The 18,344-nt window shown below is 61.4% G+C and carries 16 protein-coding genes and 1 tRNA gene; 11 read left to right on the forward strand and 6 right to left on the reverse strand.

Annotation, left to right across the window (positions count from 1 at the left end; translation table 11 throughout):
• Positions 1-120 precede the first annotated feature (120 nt).
• The 3 genes from ACR1XV_RS11750 to amaB all read left to right on the forward strand — a co-directional run bounded on the left by ACR1XV_RS11750 (position 121) and on the right by amaB (position 3,181).
• Positions 121-197: transfer RNA gene (locus ACR1XV_RS11750), tRNA-Met, on the forward strand.
• Between the two features lie 362 nt (positions 198-559).
• Complete coding sequence (locus tag ACR1XV_RS11755) at positions 560-1,666, forward strand: saccharopine dehydrogenase family protein (protein WP_480531479.1); 1,107 nt, start codon at positions 560-562, stop codon at positions 1,664-1,666.
• An 18-nt stretch (positions 1,667-1,684) separates the two neighbouring features.
• Positions 1,685-3,181 (forward strand): L-piperidine-6-carboxylate dehydrogenase, encoded by a 1,497-nt coding sequence (gene amaB / locus ACR1XV_RS11760; protein WP_480531481.1) that lies wholly within the window; start codon positions 1,685-1,687, stop codon positions 3,179-3,181.
• Between the two features lie 36 nt (positions 3,182-3,217).
• Here the strand turns inward: amaB and ACR1XV_RS11765 are convergent, their stop codons facing one another.
• Positions 3,218-4,795 (reverse strand): DUF5928 domain-containing protein, encoded by a 1,578-nt coding sequence (locus ACR1XV_RS11765; RefSeq protein ID WP_480531483.1) that lies wholly within the window; start codon positions 4,793-4,795, stop codon positions 3,218-3,220.
• 139 nt (positions 4,796-4,934) lie between these two features.
• Here ACR1XV_RS11765 and ACR1XV_RS11770 point away from each other — a divergent pair, with 139 nt between their 5' ends.
• Positions 4,935-5,753, forward strand: coding sequence for a sulfotransferase family protein (locus ACR1XV_RS11770; RefSeq protein WP_480531485.1), 819 nt, complete (start codon positions 4,935-4,937; stop codon positions 5,751-5,753).
• 162 nt (positions 5,754-5,915) lie between these two features.
• On the opposite strand, the gene ilvD is transcribed toward ACR1XV_RS11770, so the two are convergent.
• Entirely contained in the window at positions 5,916-7,748 is a 1,833-nt protein-coding gene (ilvD, locus tag ACR1XV_RS11775; RefSeq protein ID WP_480531487.1) for a dihydroxy-acid dehydratase, read from the reverse strand.
• A gap of 104 nt (positions 7,749-7,852) precedes the next feature.
• Here ilvD and ACR1XV_RS11780 point away from each other — a divergent pair, with 104 nt between their 5' ends.
• The 4 genes from ACR1XV_RS11780 to ACR1XV_RS11795 are packed head-to-tail and all read left to right on the forward strand — an operon-like array spanning position 7,853 to position 10,791.
• Complete coding sequence (locus ACR1XV_RS11780; protein ID WP_480531489.1) at positions 7,853-8,437, forward strand: helix-turn-helix domain-containing protein; 585 nt, start codon at positions 7,853-7,855, stop codon at positions 8,435-8,437.
• The gene (locus ACR1XV_RS11785) at positions 8,421-8,693 is read left to right on the forward strand and encodes a CBU_0592 family membrane protein (RefSeq protein ID WP_480531491.1); all 273 of its coding nucleotides are present in this window, start codon (positions 8,421-8,423) and stop codon (positions 8,691-8,693) included. The genes ACR1XV_RS11780 and ACR1XV_RS11785 overlap by 17 nt, the downstream gene beginning before the upstream one ends.
• Before the next feature lie 59 nt (positions 8,694-8,752).
• Entirely contained in the window at positions 8,753-9,607 is an 855-nt protein-coding gene (gene sseA / locus ACR1XV_RS11790; RefSeq protein ID WP_480531493.1) for a 3-mercaptopyruvate sulfurtransferase, read from the forward strand.
• Positions 9,607-10,791: an amino acid aminotransferase gene (locus tag ACR1XV_RS11795; protein WP_480531495.1), complete on the forward strand. Its 1,185-nt coding sequence runs from the start codon at positions 9,607-9,609 to the stop codon at positions 10,789-10,791. Before sseA ends, ACR1XV_RS11795 begins: the two co-directional genes overlap by 1 nt.
• Before the next feature lie 69 nt (positions 10,792-10,860).
• On the opposite strand, the gene ACR1XV_RS11800 is transcribed toward ACR1XV_RS11795, so the two are convergent.
• Together ACR1XV_RS11800 and ACR1XV_RS11805 are read right to left on the reverse strand one after the other, a co-directional pair.
• The gene (locus ACR1XV_RS11800; RefSeq protein ID WP_480531497.1) at positions 10,861-12,186 is read right to left on the reverse strand and encodes an ammonium transporter; all 1,326 of its coding nucleotides are present in this window, start codon (positions 12,184-12,186) and stop codon (positions 10,861-10,863) included.
• A gap of 36 nt (positions 12,187-12,222) precedes the next feature.
• Positions 12,223-12,561, reverse strand: a complete 339-nt coding sequence (locus tag ACR1XV_RS11805) for a P-II family nitrogen regulator (RefSeq protein WP_480531499.1) — start codon at positions 12,559-12,561, stop codon at positions 12,223-12,225.
• A 256-nt stretch (positions 12,562-12,817) separates the two neighbouring features.
• Between ACR1XV_RS11805 and ACR1XV_RS11810 the strand changes: the two genes are divergently transcribed.
• Positions 12,818-15,001 carry a transglycosylase domain-containing protein gene (locus tag ACR1XV_RS11810; RefSeq protein WP_480531501.1) on the forward strand — a complete coding sequence of 728 codons (2,184 nt, stop codon included), beginning with the start codon at positions 12,818-12,820 and terminating at the stop codon, positions 14,999-15,001.
• A gap of 39 nt (positions 15,002-15,040) precedes the next feature.
• On the opposite strand, the gene leuB is transcribed toward ACR1XV_RS11810, so the two are convergent.
• Positions 15,041-16,144 carry a 3-isopropylmalate dehydrogenase gene (leuB, locus tag ACR1XV_RS11815; RefSeq protein WP_480531503.1) on the reverse strand — a complete coding sequence of 368 codons (1,104 nt, stop codon included), beginning with the start codon at positions 16,142-16,144 and terminating at the stop codon, positions 15,041-15,043.
• 91 nt (positions 16,145-16,235) lie between these two features.
• Between leuB and ACR1XV_RS11820 the strand changes: the two genes are divergently transcribed.
• Positions 16,236-16,763, forward strand: coding sequence for a redoxin domain-containing protein (locus ACR1XV_RS11820; RefSeq protein WP_480531510.1), 528 nt, complete (start codon positions 16,236-16,238; stop codon positions 16,761-16,763).
• Positions 16,764-16,770: 7 nt separating this feature from the next.
• Here the strand turns inward: ACR1XV_RS11820 and ACR1XV_RS11825 are convergent, their stop codons facing one another.
• Positions 16,771-17,625: a LysR family transcriptional regulator gene (locus tag ACR1XV_RS11825; protein WP_480531512.1), complete on the reverse strand. Its 855-nt coding sequence runs from the start codon at positions 17,623-17,625 to the stop codon at positions 16,771-16,773.
• Positions 17,626-17,830: 205 nt separating this feature from the next.
• On the opposite strand from ACR1XV_RS11825, the gene ACR1XV_RS11830 reads away from it, so the two are divergent.
• Positions 17,831-18,277, forward strand: coding sequence for a hypothetical protein (locus ACR1XV_RS11830; RefSeq protein WP_480531514.1), 447 nt, complete (start codon positions 17,831-17,833; stop codon positions 18,275-18,277).
• Positions 18,278-18,344: the final 67 nt, after the last annotated feature.

Below are 18,344 nucleotides of genomic sequence, written 5' to 3' on the forward strand. Positions count from 1 at the left end.
GCCCCGGGAGAGTAGGTCACCGCCAAACCTAGTAAAAGCCCACTCAACCTCTCTAACACGATGAAACGAACACGACCCGGTCTCAAGTAGCCGAATAGGCGGTAGACCAACCAAAAGTGTCGCGGGATGGAGCAGCCCGGTAGCTCGTCAGGCTCATAACCTGAAGGTCGTAGGTTCAAATCCTACTCCCGCAACCAGCGTCAGAAAATCTCAGTACAGCCCGTTCGATCTATAAACAGTCCACCGGACTGTCAGCGCAACGTTCAAACAAACGCCGCCGAAAGACGGCGCATTCCGCGTTCTTTGGGATCGATCGATTGACCGTCCGGCCACCATGAGCGTCGAAGAAGCGGACGCGATCTGCCTTGAGGGGGGGCGGCGTCTGAAACGGGGATGAGCCTTCGGTTTCAAGTGTTATGTCACCAACACGCGGCTGCAATGCGAAATGACGAAGAAGCAGTTATAATGACGTATTTGGCGTCGTTTTCGTCAAGATAAGCCCTCCTGCGCGGACAAAACGCAGCTCATACTTGTAACAAACAAGATATGGAGGCGCGTTTTGAACTGGAATGTTTGCGTAGTCGGAGCAGGGAAGATCGGTCAGATGATCGCCACCCTGCTGAAATCATCGGCCCATTATTCGGTCACGGTTGCGGATCACGACCTGGTTGCTTTGGCGGCCTTCAAAAAGCGGGGGATTCCCACTCGGCAGATCGATGCAACGGACCCAAAAGGGCTTGAGCAAGGACTTGCCGGGTTCGATGCGGTGATCTCTGCGGCTCCGTTTTTTCTGACACCGGCGATTGCGGGGGCGGCGAAGGCCGTTGGGGCGCATTACTTCGATCTGACCGAGGACGTGGCGGCCACCAATGCGGTGCGCGATCTGGCGCAGGACAGCGCGACCGCGTTCATGCCGCAATGTGGTCTGGCGCCCGGGTTTGTTGGCATTGCCGGTGCGGCTTTGGCGGCTGAGTTTGATGAGATCGACAGCTTGCATATGCGGGTGGGGGCCCTGCCGCTCTATCCGACCAATGCGTTGAAATACAATCTGACATGGTCGACCGACGGGCTGATTAACGAATACTGCAACCCCTGCGATGCCATCGTGAACGGTGAGCGGGTCAAGACCGCGCCCTTGGAAGATTACGAACTGATCGGCCATGACGGGGTGGAGTATGAATGTTTCAACACCTCGGGCGGGTTGGGTACGCTGCCCGAGACGTTGGATGGGAAGGCGCGGGCGGTGTCCTATCGCTCGATCCGGTATCCGGGGCATCGCGATATCCTGCGCCTGCTCTTGAACGATCTGGGGCTGGAACGTCGCCGTGATCTGCTAAAAGAGATTTTTGAGACCGCGCTGCCGCGCACCGATCAGGACGTCGTTCTGGTCTACTGCACCGCCAAGGGCATGGTCGATGGCACGCTGCGCGAGAAATCCCTGATCAACAAGTCCTTTGCCCGCACCATTGATGGTCAGGTCTGGAGCGCGATCCAGATCACCACTGCGGCGGGTGTGCTGGGTGTTGTGGATCTGATGCGGACCGGGGCGCTGCCCTCGAAAGGGTTTGTCCGGCAGGAACAGGTGAAGCTTGCGGATTTCCTGAACACCGAATTTGGCCGGCTTTATCGCGCCGGTGACGTAACCGAACAGAATAAGGCGGCCTGAGATATGAAAGACATCGTGATGACTGCAGAAGCAACTCTGGCGAAACTGGACCTGACGGCGGCTGAGCTGACCGGGGGCACGCTGCGCGTGACGTCTCCGATCGATGGTGGCCTGCTGGCCGAGGTGCATGAGACGCCCGTGGCCGAGATGGAGGCGGTCTTTGCCCGTGCGCAGGCGGCGTTCAAAGCGTGGCGTGTTGTGCCTGCGCCTCAGCGGGGCGAGCTGATCCGGCTGTTGGGCGAAGAACTGCGCGCCGCCAAGGATGAGCTGGGGGCGCTGGTCAGCTGGGAAGCGGGCAAGATCACCTCGGAAGGTCTGGGCGAAGTGCAGGAGATGATCGACATCTGCGATTTCGCCGTGGGCCTGTCGCGGCAGCTCTATGGTCTGACCATTGCGTCTGAACGTCCCGGTCACCGGATGATGGAGACATGGCACCCGGCGGGGCCGGTGGGCGTGATTTCGGCCTTCAACTTCCCCGTGGCGGTGTGGTCGTGGAACGCGGCGCTGGCGCTGGTTTGCGGCGATCCGGTGATCTGGAAACCGTCCGAGAAGACGCCGCTCACCGCGATGGCCTGCCAGAAGATTTTTGAGCGCGCACTGGCCCGGTTCGGCGATGCGCCCGAGGGTCTGTTGCAGACCCTGATCGGCGGCGCCGCGCTGGGTGAGGCGCTGGTCGCCAGCGAGGATGTGCCCGTGATCTCGGCCACCGGCTCGACCCGCATGGGCCGCGCGGTTGCGCCGATTGTGGCGCAGCGGTTTGGTAAGTGCATTCTGGAGTTGGGCGGCAACAACGCGATGATCGTTGGCCCCTCGGCGGATCTGGAAATGGCGGTGCGGGCGATTGTGTTCTCGGCCGTTGGCACAGCGGGTCAGCGGTGTACCACGCTGCGCCGTCTGATCGTGCATAACTCGATCCGTGAGGAACTGGTGGCGCGTCTGAAAAAGGCTTATGCGGGCCTGCCCATCGGTGATCCGCTGGCCGAGGGCACGCTGGTCGGGCCGCTGGTGGATGAAGCCTCGGGCAATGCCATGACCGCAGCGCTTGAGGCGGCGAAGGCCGAGGGCGGCACTGTGTTCGGCGGCAATCGTGTGACTGAGGGCGTGCCGGGTGGTGTCTATATGGAGCCGGCCATCGTCGAGATGCCGGGCCAGACCGCGACCGTGAAGACCGAGACCTTTGCCCCGATCCTCTATGTCATAGGCTATGATGATTTCGCCGAGGCGATCGACATTCAGAATGATGTGCCACAGGGCCTGTCGTCCTGCGTGTTCACGCTGAACATGCGCGAGGCGGAACAGTTCCTGACCGCAGCTGGGTCGGATTGTGGTATTGCCAACGTCAATATTGGCCCCTCGGGGGCCGAGATTGGTGGTGCGTTTGGCGGTGAAAAGGAAACCGGTGGCGGGCGCGAAAGCGGTTCGGACGCTTGGAAGGCCTATATGCGGCGTCAGACCAATACGGTGAACTACTCCGCCGAGCTGCCGCTGGCGCAGGGTGTGAAGTTCGATATCTAAGGCATCTCTCCGGCAGCGCCCAGCGCGCTGCCGGGTTCAGTCGGCGAACAGGTAATCCAGTTGCATCACCGCGCGCGCCTGCTCGGCGCTGAGGTCCAGAAATGCGGCAATGGCGGCCTCGTTATCAGCGCGATTCGCAGCCTCGCGCAAATGGAACAATCCATCATGCTTGGTGCCTCTGATCAGTTCCGAGTCATATGCCAAAGCATTGCGCAGAGTCGGCAGCAGGCGCGTGACTGACGCATCCGGGCTGTTCTGCCCCGCCAGCCCCACCCGATGGGCGTGGCCTTTCAGGTAGTCGTCGGAATAGTCGCACTCGATTTCAAGAATACGCGTCTGGGCCTGATCGGCGCAGAAATCCTCGATCACCCCCAGATTGGATGGGTCGAGGCACAGCACCAGCCGGTCCGCGCCAAAGTGATCGAACAGCATCCGCACCACCGCGCGCCGGTGGCGCGAACGTTTCTTCAGTGTGGTCTCGATACCGCCCAGATCGGGCAGGGGCGTGTCCTGTTCGTCAAAGATATATTCGATGCACGGAGTGTCGGTCTCGGACGCGATCTGATCCACCAGCCGCTTGGCCACGTGCCATTTCTTGCAGACGATCAGCAGCACCTGACGGTTCGGGCCCAGCGTATTCCCGGCCTCCCAGAACCGCTGCCCGAAACGCCGCCCGACCCGCCCGCGCCCCGTCAGGAAGTGATAGAGGTTGCGCCCCTCGCCCGAGATATCAAAGCTGACCCCTTCGCTGGCGTATAGCTGACCTAGACGCTGCTTGAGCTCATGCGCGCCGGGGCTGATTTTGCGTGCGAACAGGTAATCCTGCCCCAGCAGCATGTCATAGTGATCATTGTAGAAGGTGACCGGCATCCCATAGTCCGAGAACATCAAGAACGTGAGCGTGCGGTTGTCGATTTCCTGCCGTGGGATCAGGTGGCGGACGAGGGTTTGAAAGAACGTCTCATCCGGAATCCACGTGGTCGAAAAGAACCGGATCACGTCCCGGCGCTGGCGCAGCAGGTCCAGGATCATCTCGACGGTGCGGCGGCGCAGGCACCACCACTGGCTGCCGATCATGATTTGCAGGTCTGCCGGAATCTCGCGCGTCAGGCCAAAGCGCTTTTGGGCCTCGTAAGAGGTGTAGAACAGCCGTGATTGTGTGCGTTCGTTGAAATAATGGCGATAGATCAGCCGGTCTTTTTTCATGCCGGTCTTGATCCAGTTGCTTTCAAAGAAGTCATGGCTTTCGATGAAATCCACGTCGTGCTCATCCAGAAAGCGATGCGCATATTCCGCTGTCTTGATCGCCATGCAATCGCCCGAAAGCATGTAGAAATGGGTGGCGCGGGGAAAGGCCTGAACCGCTGCCTGCAGTGCGTTCAGCGTGGCCTGAACCAGAGACCACTCGCCCCAGCCGCATTTGATGCGCTTGTGGGCAAAGGTGACGTTCGGGTTGTCCTTCAGGGCCTCGCGGATGCGCGTATAGGCCGCCGCGCTGGCGCGGGCGTCGAAATGGATCGCCATGCAATCGCCCGCCGCCGTCAGTAGCCCGGCCTGTTCGATGATCGCGTCAGGGTCTTTGTGACACAGCAGGATATAGGCAATCTTTGCCATCGGTGTTCCGCAATTTCCGTTTCTGCCCGTTTGCAACCGTGATACTGAGGATGAGCGATTGAATAAACAGAATATTTTTGGTTCTTTGGGCCAATAAGCCGAGGTATCACTCGGATACCCGGCCAAGGAGGCGCAGCAGATGGGTTTTCCCGGAACATGGATGACCGAAAGCGAAAGCATGGTGTACCGCGTGGTGCCCAAATGCGCCTGTTCGACCATTGGTCAGATCATGTATTACTCGGATCATGGCCAGTTTTTCGATGGCGATATTCATGACGCCACCGACGGGATGCACAAATGGGCCTTTGGGGCCAGTCAGGACCCGATTGCGCGGAATGTGAAGTCGCACGGATCTTACACCTTCACCTGTGTGCGCAATCCCTATACGCGGATTCTGAGTTCCTTCTTCGACAAGATCTGCGGCATCCAACGCAACGGCAAACGCTATCGCGGAAACCTCGTGCCGACGCTGGTCTACAATTACGGGATCGAAGTGGGCGGAGATGACGGCAAGGGCGAATTCGACCAGATCGCCAGTTTCCGCAGGTTTTTGCTGTTTGCGCGCGATACCATCCGCTGGCGGCGTCCGATGGACCCGGATATTCACTGGTCAGCCATGTCGGGTCATGTCTCGACCCTGATCGCGAATGGTGGTCAGTACGACCACATCTTCTGGACCGAGAAATTCAATGACGGGATGCAGGATGTGCTGGACAGCCTTGAAACCGCGCACCCCGTAACCCTGTCCGAGATTCCACGCTTCAACGAATCCGAGGGCCACGGACCCAAACGCGCGCACCCGGTCGAAGACTATTTCGACGATCTGTCGATGCATCTGGTCTATGAAATCTACAAGCAGGATTTTGAGCTGTTCAAATACGATTTCGAAAACCCGGCGAACAAGATGCCGATTGCCGAGATCGATCTGGACGAGATTCACGCCAAGCTGGGCGACTGAACAGGGGCAGAGGTTCTCCCGCCCATTGTCAATGTTTCTTGCGAAACATCTCCTCTGGTTGGGCCCGGCACCGCGCTTTGCGCGGCGCCGGGCCCAAAGCCGCAAGGGGTATCGGCGGAGCCGATGGCACGTAGCGGGTGCGGGAGTGTCCCCACTTTGCTTCTAAACCTGACGGACCGCACCTTTGGCAGCGCTGGTGGTCAGCTTGGCATAGGCTTTCAGCGCCGTGGACACTTTGCGTTTGCGCGGCGCGGCGGGGTGCCAGCCTTTCTCGTCCTGTTCCTCGCGCCGGGCGGCCAGTTCCTCATCCGATACGGCCAGATGGATGCTGCGGTTGGGAATGTCGATCTCGATCCGGTCGCCGGTTTGCACCAGCCCGATCTCGCCACCTTCGGCCGCCTCGGGTGAGACATGGCCGATCGACAGCCCCGAGGTGCCGCCCGAGAACCGCCCGTCGGTCAGAAGCGCGCAGGCTTTGCCCAGGCCCTTGGATTTCAGATATGAGGTCGGGTACAGCATCTCCTGCATTCCCGGCCCGCCGCGCGGGCCTTCGTAACGGATGACCACCACGTCGCCCTCTTTCACCTTGCCGGTCAGAATGTCGCTGACCGCCTGATCCTGGCTTTCGCAAACATAGGCCGAGCCGGTGAATTGCAGGATATTCGCATCCACGCCCGCCGTTTTTACGATACAGCCGTCGCGCGCGATGTTGCCGAACAGTACCGCCAGACCGCCATCCTGACTGAACGCATGCTCCTTGGAGCGGATCACGCCGCTCTCGCGGTCGGTGTCCAGTTCCTTGTACCGGTTCGACTGGCTGAAGGCCTGCGTGGTGCGGACGCCACCCGGCGCGGCCTTGAACAGGTCCTGCGCTTTTGGGTTGTTGGCGACCTTGATGTCCCAGTTGGCAATCGCTTCGCCCATAGTCCCTGAATGCACAGTGCTGCAATCCTCGTGCAGCAGACCTGCACGGCTGAGTTCGCCGAGGATCGAGAAGATGCCACCGGCGCGGTGGACGTCTTCCATATGCACGTTCTCGGTATTGGGCGCGACCTTACACAAACAGGGCACCTGACGGCTGAGCCCGTCCATGTCGGACATGGTGAAATGCACCTCGCCCTCATGTGCGATGGCTAGCAGGTGCAGCACGGTGTTGGTCGATCCGCCCATGGCGATGTCGAGGCTCATGGCGTTCTCGAAGGCTTCAAACGTCGCGATCTCGCGCGGCAGGAAGCCTTTTTCGTCCAGATCGTAGTGCCGCTTGGTGATCTCGACGATGCGGCGACCGGCTTCGAGGAATAGCTCTTTCCGGTCGGAGTGGGTGGCCAGCGTCGAGCCATTGCCCGGCAACGCCAGACCCAGCGCCTCGGCCAGACAATTCATCGAGTTCGCGGTGAACATGCCTGAACACGACCCGCAGGTGGGGCAGGCGTTTTCTTCGATATGCTGGACTTGCTCGTCGGTGAACCGGTCGTCGGCAGCGGCAACCATGGCGTCCACAAGGTCGATCTTCTTGGCGTCCAGATCTTCGATGTCGATCTTGCCGGCCTCCATCGGCCCGCCCGAGACAAAGATCGCCGGGATGTTCAGGCGCATGGCGGCCATCAGCATACCGGGGGTGATCTTGTCGCAGTTCGAGATGCAGACCATCGCGTCGGCGCAATGGGCGTTGACCATGTATTCGACCGAATCCGCGATCACCTCACGCGAGGGCAGGGAATACAGCATCCCGTCATGGCCCATGGCGATGCCGTCATCCACGGCGATGGTGTTGAATTCCTTGGCAACGCCACCCGCAGCCTCGACCTCGCGCGCGACCATCTGGCCAAGGTCCTTCAGGTGGACGTGGCCCGGCACGAACTGCGTGAACGAGTTGACGATGGCGATGATGGGCTTGCCGAAATCGTCGTCGCCCATGCCGGTCGCGCGCCACAATCCGCGGGCACCGGCCATGTTTCGGCCATGGGTTGAGGTTCTGGATCGGTAGAGTGGCATGATGCTGTTCCCCTGTTGCCCAAGCTGCGATATTGGGTGTGTACGTTATAGCGCACGTAGCATATGTACGTTATAACGCACAAGGCAAATCGCAAGGCACGGGTATGGAATCGGATGAGCTGACGCTGAAATTAAGGGATGTGCGGGCGGCCTCGGGGCTGAGCCTGTCGAAAGTGGCCGAGATGACCGGGGTCAGCAAGGCCATGCTGGGCCAGATCGAGCGCGGCGAATCCAGTCCCACCATCGCGACGCTGTGGAAGATCGCCAAGGGCTTTCAACTGCCGCTTAGCGCGCTGATCGGCACCGCTGGGATGCGGGCTCCGGCGGATGCGGGTGTGTTCCAGACCGTGACCTTTCCCGGCAGCCTTCAGGTCAAGATCGTGTTTCCATTCGACCCCGCACTTAGGGCCGAAACCTTTCACGTCGACCTCTCGCCGAACCAGAGCCATACCTCGCCCGCCCATGCCGCCGGCGTCACCGAGGAAGTGTTCGTGCTGGCCGGCACGCTCGAGGTGCTGCGGAACGGAGACTGGGTGCCGTTGCAGGCCGGGCAGGGGTTGCGTTTCGCCGCCGATCTGCCGCATGGCTATCGCGCCGGGGCGCAGGGGGCTGCATTCCTGAACATGCACCACTATGCGGAACCCGGGCTGGCTGAGATCGCAGAGGCACCGCATGAACGCATTTCTTGATACGCTGACCTGGGCCGATGCGGTTGGCTCGGCAGGGGCGCTGGTGGTTGTGGCCGCCTATTTCGCCACGCAGATGCGGATGATGAATTCTGATGATCTGGCGTTTCCGGTGGTTAACCTGCTGGGGTCGGTGCTGATCGTCTATTCTCTGGTCCACAACTTCAATCTTGCCTCGATGCTGATCGAGGGGTTCTGGATTCTGATCAGCCTCATCGGAATTATTCAGTATTTCCGGCTGCGTCGGGCCTCGGAATAGGTTGAACCTGTATCCCTGCCCGTATAGGGAAAAATCAAGCTCGCTTAGGGGAGGCTTTGATGCAGGACGATCCGAAAACCCTTGTTTCAACCGAATGGCTGGCCGCACATCTCAAGGACCCCGATCTGAGGGTTCTGGACGGGTCCTGGTATCTGCCCGCGCAGAACCGCGATGCGAAGGCTGAATATGATGCGGGCCACATCCCCGGCGCGCGGTTCTTTGATATCGACGATATCTCGGACCACCGGTCAGACCTGCCGCATATGGCGCCTCCGGTCGAGAAATTCATGTCGCGCCTGCGGGCGATGGGCGTGGGCGACGGACATCAGGTGGTGGTCTATGATGGCGCGGGCCTGATGTCGGCGGCGCGGGTCTGGTGGCTGTTCCGGCTGATGGGGCAGGACAACGTGGCGGTTCTGGATGGTGGCTTTCCCAAATGGCAGGCCGAGGGGCGCGCGATCGAGGATTTGCCCCCCGTCATCCGCGACCGCCACATGACCGTGCGCGTGCAGAACCATCTGGTGCGCGACGTGACGCAGGTGTCCGCCGCCGCCAAGCTGGGCGATCATGAGATTATCGACGCCCGGGCCGCCGCCCGCTTTGCCGGGTCCGCGCCCGAGCCGCGCGAAGGTCTGCGTTCGGGTCGCATTCCCGGTTCGCGCAACGTGCCCTTTGGCCAATTGCTGAACGCCGACAGCACCATGAAATCGCCCGCGGACTGCCGCACCATATTCGAGGCCGCCGGTGTCGATCTGTCGAAACCCGCGATCACCTCATGCGGGTCGGGCGTGACCGCCGCGATCCTCAGCCTTGCGCTCGAGCGCATGGGCAAGAAAGACCACTCGCTTTATGACGGCTCATGGGCGGAATGGGGTGCCTTCCCGACCTTGCCCGTCGCAACCGGAGAGAATTGATGTTCGAATATCTCAAACCGCAGCCAGCCGACAAGATTCTGATGCTGATGCAGATGTACCGCGATGATCCGCGCGATCAGAAGATTGATCTGGGTGTCGGCGTCTACAAGAACGCCGAAGGCGTGACGCTCGTGATGCGCGCCGTCAAGGCGGCCGAGCGGCGTCTGGTCGATGAGCAAGAGACCAAAGCCTATACCGGGCTGGCTGGCGATCCGGCCTTTGCGGATGCGATGATCGGGCTGATCCTGGGGTCGTCGGTGGCGCGCGCAAATATCGCTGCCGTGGCAACACCCGGCGGCACCGGAGCCTGCCGTCAGGCGTTCGAGATGATCCGCATGGCCAACCCCTCGGCCCGCGTCTTTGTGTCGAACCCCACATGGCCGAACCACCTGTCGATCCTCAGCTATCTGGGGATGGAAGCCGTGCCTTATCGCTATTTCGACAGCGAAACCCGCGGTGTTGATTTCGACGGCATGATTGCCGACCTCAAGACCGCTGCTGCGGGCGACGTGGTGCTGCTGCATGGCTGCTGCCACAACCCGACCGGGGCCAACCTCAACATGGTGCAGTGGCAAGAGGTCGTGAACGTGATCAACGACCGGGGTCTGGTGGCGATGATCGACATTGCCTATCAGGGCTTTGGCGATGGTCTGGAAGAGGATGCGCAGGCGGTGCGTCTGGTGGCCTCGTCGGTCAAGGAATGCCTGATTGCCGCGTCCTGTTCAAAGAATTTCGGCGTCTACCGCGAGCGTACCGGCCTGCTGATGGCGGTCAGCGCGGATGCTGGTCAGACGGCGCTGAACCAAGGTACGCTGGCGTTTCTGAACCGTCAGAACTATTCCTTCCCGCCCGATCACGGCGCGCGGGTGGTGACGACGATCCTGAACCACGACGCTCTGCGCGCCGATTGGGCCGCTGAGCTGGAAGAGGTCCGCCTGTCGATGCTGGGCCTGCGTCAACAACTGGCCGATGAACTGCAACGCGTCAGCGGTTCCGACCGGTTCGGCTTTGTCGCGCAGCACCGCGGCATGTTCTCGCGCCTTGGGGCCGCGCCGGAACTGGTTGAAAAGCTGCGGGTCGATCACGGCATCTACATGGTCGGCGACAGCCGCCTGAACATCGCGGGGCTGAACGCCAATACGGTGCCGATCTTGGCGAAGGCGATTGTCGACGTAGGCGTCTGACAACAAGTCGATCCCATAAAGAAAACCCGGGCGCAACCGCCCGGGTTTTTTGCTTTTATGTTAGGGGCCTTAGCCCTTGGAGAACTCAGGATACGCTTCCATACCCAGTTCGCCCATATCCAGACCGTTGATCTCTTCTTCCTCGCCAACCCGCAGGCCGACCGTGGCCTTGAGGATCGAGAACAGGATGAAGCTGACCACGAAGACGAAGATCCCGATGGCTGCGAAGCCGATGATCTGGGTCACGAAGTTCGCGTCACCGTTGGTCCATGCCACGATGAAGGTGCCCCAGAAACCTGCGATCAGGTGAACCGGGATCGCGCCGACTACGTCGTCGATCTTCATCTTGTCCAGCAGCGGCACGGTGTAGACCACGATCACGCCGCCGATGCCACCGATGATCAGCGCCTGGAACAGCGACGGGGCCAGCGGTTCGGCGGTGATCGAGACCAGACCCGCCAGCGCGCCGTTCAGCACCATGGTCAGGTCGACCTTGCCGTACATGACCTGCGTCAGGATCAGCGCGGCAACGGCACCGGCAGCGGCGGCCATGTTGGTGTTGGCGAAGATGCGGCTGATATCAGCCATGTCACCGATGGTGCCCATCGCCAGCTGCGAGCCGCCGTTGAAGCCGAACCAGCCCAGCCACAGGATGAACGTACCCAGCGTGGCCAGTGCAAGGTTCGAACCGGGGATCGGAACGACTTTGCCTTCTTTGTTGTACTTGCCGATCCGCGGGCCCAGCACGATGGCACCGGCCAGCGCTGCGAAACCACCTGCGGCGTGGACCAAAGTCGAGCCTGCGAAATCGCTAAAGCCCATCTCTGACAGCCAGCCGCCACCCCACTGCCACGAGGCCTCGATCGGGTAGATGATGCCGGTCAGGACGATCACGAAGAAGAAGAAGGGCCACAGCTTGACGCGCTCGGCCATGGTGCCCGAGACGATCGACGCGGTGGTGGCGCAGAACATCAGCTGGAAGAAGAAGTCCGAGCCGACCGAAGCGTAATCCAGCGCGGTTTCGGTATCCGCCAAACCAACCGGTTCCAGCGAGGTGGGCGAGAAGGCGCCCAGAATGCCGGTGATGGTCCAGCCATCGCCGGGGTACATCAGGTTGAAGCCCACCAGCCAGTACATGATGGCGGCAAACGAAAACAGGCCCATGTTCTTGACCAGCTGCATGGCCACGTTCTTTGACCGCACCAGACCGGCCTCGAGCATGGCGAAACCGGCTGCCATCCAGAACACCAGAAAGCCGCCGACCAAAAACAGCAGCGAGGTCAGGATATATTGCGTGTGCTGCGCGGTCTCGCCGCCAGCGGCCTCTTGCGCAAGGCCCATCTGCGGCAGCGCGACAATCGCGGCAGCAGGGATGAGAGATTTCATCAGGTTCATTTCAAGTCCTCGAATATGAGTGTGGGTGGGGGCGCGTCACAGCGCCTCTTCGTTGGTTTCCCCGGTCCGCACGCGCAGCGCCTGCTCGACATCGAGGACGAAAATCTTGCCGTCACCGATCTTGCCGGTCTTGGCGGTCGAGGTGATGGTCTCGACGATCTGGTCGGCCATGGTGGCGGGCACCACGATCTCCAGCTTGATTTTGGGGACAAAATTCACCGCGTATTCCGCGCCGCGATAAATCTCGGTATGGCCGGATTGCGAGCCGAAGCCCTTGATTTCCGTCACCATCATGCCGCGCACGCCCGCCTCGGTCAGGGCTTCGCGGACTTCCTCAAGCTTGAAGGGCTTGATTGTCGCAATGATCAGTTTCACGTCGTTTCCCTCTACTATTCCGGTTGAGCCGGTATTTCGCACTTGCAGAAAAAGACCCATTTCAGGGGTCAGGCGGAACGATTCCGCGGGGTGGGTCAGTGGAAAATCAGGGAAAGTTGCACATTTTTTGCACAATTTGATGGGCGTGATCAAAAAATAGGCTGATCTGAGAGGGGAAATACCGGAATTTCACACCTCTACATGGCCGCGCCCGCAGGGTATGGTGCGCCAAAAGCAAACCGGGCAGAGTTTGAGCATGACTGAGTCCAAGCGCCGCAAGACGCCTCTTGTTGCGGATAAAAGATACCCCTCGAAAGGGCGCAAGCCCGCAGCGTCCAAGCGCAGCGCGAAACCGGCGGGCAAGAAATCGACCGCGCGCAAGACGGCCACGCGCAAGACCGCGCGCCGCAAGACGCGCCGCCGGTCGGGCGGTGGCGGAGGTGGCATTTTCCGCCGCCTGTTCCGCTGGATCGGGCGGCTGGTTTGGGGCGTGACCTGGCGCGTGGGCGCGGTCTGCGCCCTGTTGCTGGCGCTGGCGGTGGGGGTTGTCTATACCACGCTGCCCGATGTCGATGCGCTGCTGGACGGGCGGGCGCGCGGGTCGGTGACGTTGCTGGACCGCGATGGCAAGGTCTTTGCCTGGCGCGGGGATCAATTCGGCGGGGTGATCACGGCGGACACCGTCTCGCCCCATCTCAAGAACGCAGTGGTCGCCACCGAGGATAAGCGGTTCTATCGCCATTTCGGCGTCAGCCCGCGGGGCGTGGCCAGCGCCGTGCGCATCAACCTGAGCGAAGGGCGCGGGCCCTTGTCGGGGCATGGCGGCTCGACCATCACCCAGCAGACGGCCAAGCTGCTGTGTCTGGGCGTGCCCTATGACCCTGCGGATTGGGAATCCGAGGCCGCGTATGAGGCTGATTGCCGTCAGGGGTCACTGTGGCGCAAGGCGAAAGAGGCCGTCTATGCGATGGCGATGGAAGTCAAGTATTCCAAGGATGAGATCCTGACCATCTATCTGAACCGCGCCTTTCTGGGCGCGGGCGCGCGCGGGTTCGAGGCGGCCAGCCAGCGGTATTTCGGCATTTCCGCCGCCGAGGTCAGCCCCGCCGAGGCCGCCATGCTGGCGGGCCTGCTGGTCGCGCCGACACGCTATGCGCCCACCAACAACCTGCAACGCTCGCAGGACCGGGCGCGGCTGGTGGTTGGGTTGATGCAGGATCAGGGCTATCTGACCGCCGCGCAGGCCAGCGAGGCGCGCAGCCGTCCGGCGGTCTTGTCCGAGGCTGCGGCGGCCCGCGCGGGCGGTTACTTTGCCGATTGGGTGATGGCCAGCGGGCCCGAGTTTTTCACCCGCAACACCACCGAAGACGTGGTGATCCGCACCACGCTGGACCAGCGGCTGCAGAAATCGGCGGAAGAGGCGCTGCAGTTCATCTTTCAGGAAAAGGTGCGCGAAGGGTCCAAGGCGCAGGCGGCCATCGTCGTGATGTCGGCGGATGGGGCGGTCCGGGCCATGGTCGGCGGGCGCAAGACCCGCGTATCGGGCGCGTTCAACCGCGCGACGCAGGCGCTGCGGCAGACCGGGTCGTCGTTCAAACCTTTCGTCTATGCCACGGCGCTGGAGCTGGGTTATTCCCCGCTGGATACGGTGATGGACGAGCCCTATTGCGTCGACATTCCCGGCTCGGGCCAGTGGTGTCCGAAGAACTACACCAAAAAATACTATGGCCGCGTGACGCTGGCGGATGCGCTGAAGAACTCGCTGAACATTCCGGCCGTGAAGGTGGCCGAAATCTCGGGGCTCGAGAATGTGCGCACCGTGGCCAGCGAATTTGGCATCGCCAGCGATCTGGCCGAAGGCCCGGCGCTGGCGCTGGGCGCGTCGGAAAGCACGCTGATCGAGATGACGGGGGCCTATGCGGGTATCCTGAACGGCGGCTCGGCGGTGGAGCCTTACGGTCTGACCGAGCTCAAGCTGCTGGGCGAGACCGAGCCGGTGATGGTGACGACCACCGGCATCGGTGAGCGGGTGATTAACGATAAAGCTGCCAAGCAGCTGACCTGGATGATGGAGCGCGTGGTCTCGCAAGGCACCGGCGCGCGGGCGCAGTTGCCGGGTTGGCAGGTGGCGGGCAAGACCGGCACCACGCAGGCGGCGCGCGATGCGTGGTTCATCGGGTTTACGGCCGATTACGTGGCGGGCGTCTGGATGGGGTATGATGACAACACGCCGCTGTCGGGTGTGACGGGCGGCGGGTTGCCTGCCGAGATCTGGAAAGAGACCATGTTGCGCGTGACCGAAGGGATGACCCCCACGCCGCTGCCGATGATGTCGCCGGAACCACCGGTGCGCACGGCCCAGCCGCGTCAGCAGCGCCGTAAGGGCAATGGTCTTGAAAATGCGATCAACAATCTGCTGAACAACATCTTCGGCAACTGACAGAGAAAAGGCGGTGCACCCGGCACCGCCTTTCTTAAATCAGAGGCTTTCGTCCAGAGCGGCCACGATCGCGTCGCCCATTTCAGAGGTCGACACAGGTTCGACCCCTTCATCCGCCAGCAGATCGGCGGTGCGGACGCCATCGGCCAGAACCTTCTCGATGGCGGCTTCCAGACGGTCGGCTTCATCACCCTGATCAAAGCTGTAGCGCAGCGCCATGGCAAAGCTGAGGATACAGGCAATCGGGTTGGCTTTGCCCTGACCTGCGATATCGGGGGCCGAGCCATGCACCGGCTCGTACATTGCCTGCGGACGGCCATTGGCGCGCGGAGCACCCAGCGACGCCGAGGGCAGCATTCCCAGCGATCCGGTCAGCATCGCAGCACAGTCCGATAGGATATCGCCGAACAGGTTGTCGGTGACGATCACGTCGAACTGCTTGGGCGCGCGCACCAGCTGCATCGCGCCGTTGTCGGCATACATATGGGTCACTTCGACCTCGGGGTAATCCAGCGCCACGCGGTCAACGACCTCGCGCCACAGGATGCCCGATTCCATGACGTTGGCCTTCTCCATCGAACACAGCTTCTTGCTCCGGCGCATCGCCAGTTCAAAGGCCGAGCGCGCGGCGCGTTCGATTTCGGATTCGGTGTAACGCTGGGTGTTGATGCCCACACGCTCATTGCCTTCCTGAAAGATGCCGCGCGGCTCGCCGAAATAGACGCCCGAGGTCAACTCGCGCACGATGACGATGTCGAGCCCCGAAACCACGTCTGCCTTCAGCGACGAGAAGTCGGCCAGCGCGTCAAAGCACTGGGCCGGGCGCAGGTTCGAATACAGGTCCATTTCCTTGCGCAGACGTAGCAGGCCGCGTTCGGGTTTCAGGCTGAAATCCAGATCGTCGTATTTCGGGCCACCCACGGCACCCAGCAGAACGGCATCGGCCTCATGCGCCTTGGCCATAGTCTCGTCCGACAGCGGTTTGCCATGTGCATCGTAGGCTGCGCCGCCGACCAGATCCTCGCTCACGTCAAATTGAAGTCCGCGATTTGCACCGAACCAGTCGATGATTTTGCGCACTTCGGTCATAACTTCCGGGCCAATTCCGTCTCCGGGCAGGATGAGGAGCGAGGGGTTGGTCATGAAGGGTCTCCTTGCGTTTTGTCGCACAGGCCCTAGCGTTTGCGCAGCATCGGGTCAATGAGACGATCCGACCAAACCACAAGGAAAGCACATGCTGATACCCGGAAACGCAGCCCCATCCCTGAAAATCGAAACGGTGGGCCATGGCACATTCGATCTTGAGCGCGACAAAGGCGAAAACGGCACGCTGGTGATTCAGTATCGCGGCCTGCACTGCCCGATCTGCATTCGCCAGATGGGCGAGGTCGAAGCGGCGCTGGATGACTTTGCCGAGCTGGGGATCGAGGTGATCATGATCACCACCGATACAGCCGAGCGCGCGGCTGAAACGGTCGCGAAAGCCGGGGTGTCGAAACTGCGGGTGGGTCACGGGCTGTCGCTGGCCGATGCGCGGGACGTCTGGGGGCTGAATATCTCGGTCGCGCGGGAGGGCAGCGCCGAGCCCGATCTGTTCGCCGAACCCGGGCATTTCTACATCGCCGCGGACCAGACCCTGTATTATGTGTGGCAGCAAACCACGCCCTTTGCGCGACCTGCCATGTCGGACATTGTCGGCGGGTTGAAGTTTACCCTGGCCAACAATTACCCGCCGCGGGGCACCTATACCGGCGCGCTTTGATCCCCGGCTAACCTGCCGGGACAAAGGCTGGCGCAAATGCTGCGCGCAGCCATTCGACCGTGACTTGCACACGTTTGTAACCAACCGTGTCGGGGTTGAGATAAAGGTACAGCGCGCGGCTGAATTCGGGCCGCCCTTGTCCGACGCGGACCAGATCATCGCGCCCTTCGGCCAGACACATCGGCAGCAGCCCCTTGCCCACCCCAGCGGCGACAGCCGCCAGCAATACGCTTGCATCTGTCGCGGTCAGGCGAATGGTATCGGCCTCGGCGCTCAGGCGGTCCATGGCGCGGCTGATGATCGGGCGGCTGGCCTCTTCGTCGAAGAATGCGACCCAGTTGGTCGGGTCAGCCTTTAGCCGCGCTGCGCGATAAACGGCGTACGGTACCTGTCCCAATGTGATCGTATATTCTGCGGATTGCGGCGGCACTTCGAACCAGACCTGAACCGAGGCCTCGCCGGTGACTTTTGCAGCGGGCGGGCGTGTCAGCAGACGCAGGTCAAGACCGGGGTTGTGCAAAAGGAAACGATCCATCCCTGCACACGCCAATCGCTGCATTGTCCATGCGTTCCCGATGATCCGCATGGTCCCGACCGCCCCGGATTGCGAACGCGAGATGTCGTCGGTCATCGAGTGGAAACTGGCCTCGATCTCTTCCGCGCGCCGGATCGCGATGGCTCCCGCCTCGGTTGCGACAAAGCCGGACTTGGCGCGGATGAACAGGATGGTGCCCAGATCGCGTTCCAGTGCCGTCAGCCTGCGCCCCATGGTCGTTGCGTCCACATCCAAAAGATGCGCCGCCCCGGTCAGGGACCCCGCGCGGCTGATGGCAAGCAGTATCTTAAGGTTGTCCCAGTTCATGGCTCTGGCCTTTCAATCAGAATCCTGCAGATATGCATGATCTTCATGCAGGTTGATGGCTTTTTGTCCAGATATTTCCGCATTAAAGTCGCGCAACCCAGAAACCATCGGCCATTTCCGTTATTTCACAATGGGTTATTGATGCACCTTTTTCGAAGGTGGTGGGGCCTGCCTCAGAGGGGGCCCGGCTTAAAAGGAAACATGAATGCGAGACTTCTCAAAACTTTTGTCGGCGACGTGCTGCCTGGCGTTTATCGCGGCCTGCAGCCAGACCGAGGCGCCGGCCCCGGTTCAGGCTGAACCGATTTTTAACAAATATGGCCATGTGGTCGGGTGCTCGGACGGCTCGACCCCGGGTGATGCGGATGCAACCAATCCGTGTCGTCAGATCCCGCCGCCGCCCCCACCGCCGCCGCCCCCACCGCCGCCGCCGGATGATTGCGTCGAGGTGTCGACCGGCATTCCCTGCCCACCTCCGGGTGAAGGGCGGGACGGAGATGACAGCTCCACCGGTGGCGGTGGCCGCGATCCCGATGGAAGTTCGACTTCGGGCGGTGGCCGTGATCCTAGCGGAAGCTCGACCACGGGCAGCAGGCCTGATCCGACGGGCGGATCATCGACTCCGGGTACGCCTCCTGGATCGACACCCTGATTTTCCATTGTTTGGGTAACAAGTGCGTCTGTTTGAAAGACGATCCTCGTGATGAAATTGGGCCACC

This window comes from Ruegeria sp. AD2(2025) (genome assembly GCF_056542385.1).

Coding starts and splice junctions, on each gene's coding strand:
- amaB (WP_480531481.1), top strand. CDS start 1,685: ATGACTGCAGAAGCAACTCTGGCGAAACTGGACCTGACGGCGGCTGAG.
- ACR1XV_RS11765 (WP_480531483.1), bottom strand. CDS start 4,795: ATGGCAAAGATTGCCTATATCCTGCTGTGTCACAAAGACCCTGACGCG.
- ACR1XV_RS11770 (WP_480531485.1), top strand. CDS start 4,935: ATGGGTTTTCCCGGAACATGGATGACCGAAAGCGAAAGCATGGTGTAC.
- ilvD (WP_480531487.1), bottom strand. CDS start 7,748: ATGCCACTCTACCGATCCAGAACCTCAACCCATGGCCGAAACATGGCC.
- ACR1XV_RS11780 (WP_480531489.1), top strand. CDS start 7,853: ATGGAATCGGATGAGCTGACGCTGAAATTAAGGGATGTGCGGGCGGCC.
- ACR1XV_RS11785 (WP_480531491.1), top strand. CDS start 8,421: ATGAACGCATTTCTTGATACGCTGACCTGGGCCGATGCGGTTGGCTCG.
- sseA (WP_480531493.1), top strand. CDS start 8,753: ATGCAGGACGATCCGAAAACCCTTGTTTCAACCGAATGGCTGGCCGCA.
- ACR1XV_RS11795 (WP_480531495.1), top strand. CDS start 9,607: ATGTTCGAATATCTCAAACCGCAGCCAGCCGACAAGATTCTGATGCTG.
- ACR1XV_RS11800 (WP_480531497.1), bottom strand. CDS start 12,186: ATGAACCTGATGAAATCTCTCATCCCTGCTGCCGCGATTGTCGCGCTG.
- ACR1XV_RS11810 (WP_480531501.1), top strand. CDS start 12,818: ATGACTGAGTCCAAGCGCCGCAAGACGCCTCTTGTTGCGGATAAAAGA.
- leuB (WP_480531503.1), bottom strand. CDS start 16,144: ATGACCAACCCCTCGCTCCTCATCCTGCCCGGAGACGGAATTGGCCCG.
- ACR1XV_RS11820 (WP_480531510.1), top strand. CDS start 16,236: ATGCTGATACCCGGAAACGCAGCCCCATCCCTGAAAATCGAAACGGTG.
- ACR1XV_RS11825 (WP_480531512.1), bottom strand. CDS start 17,625: ATGAACTGGGACAACCTTAAGATACTGCTTGCCATCAGCCGCGCGGGG.
- ACR1XV_RS11830 (WP_480531514.1), top strand. CDS start 17,831: ATGCGAGACTTCTCAAAACTTTTGTCGGCGACGTGCTGCCTGGCGTTT.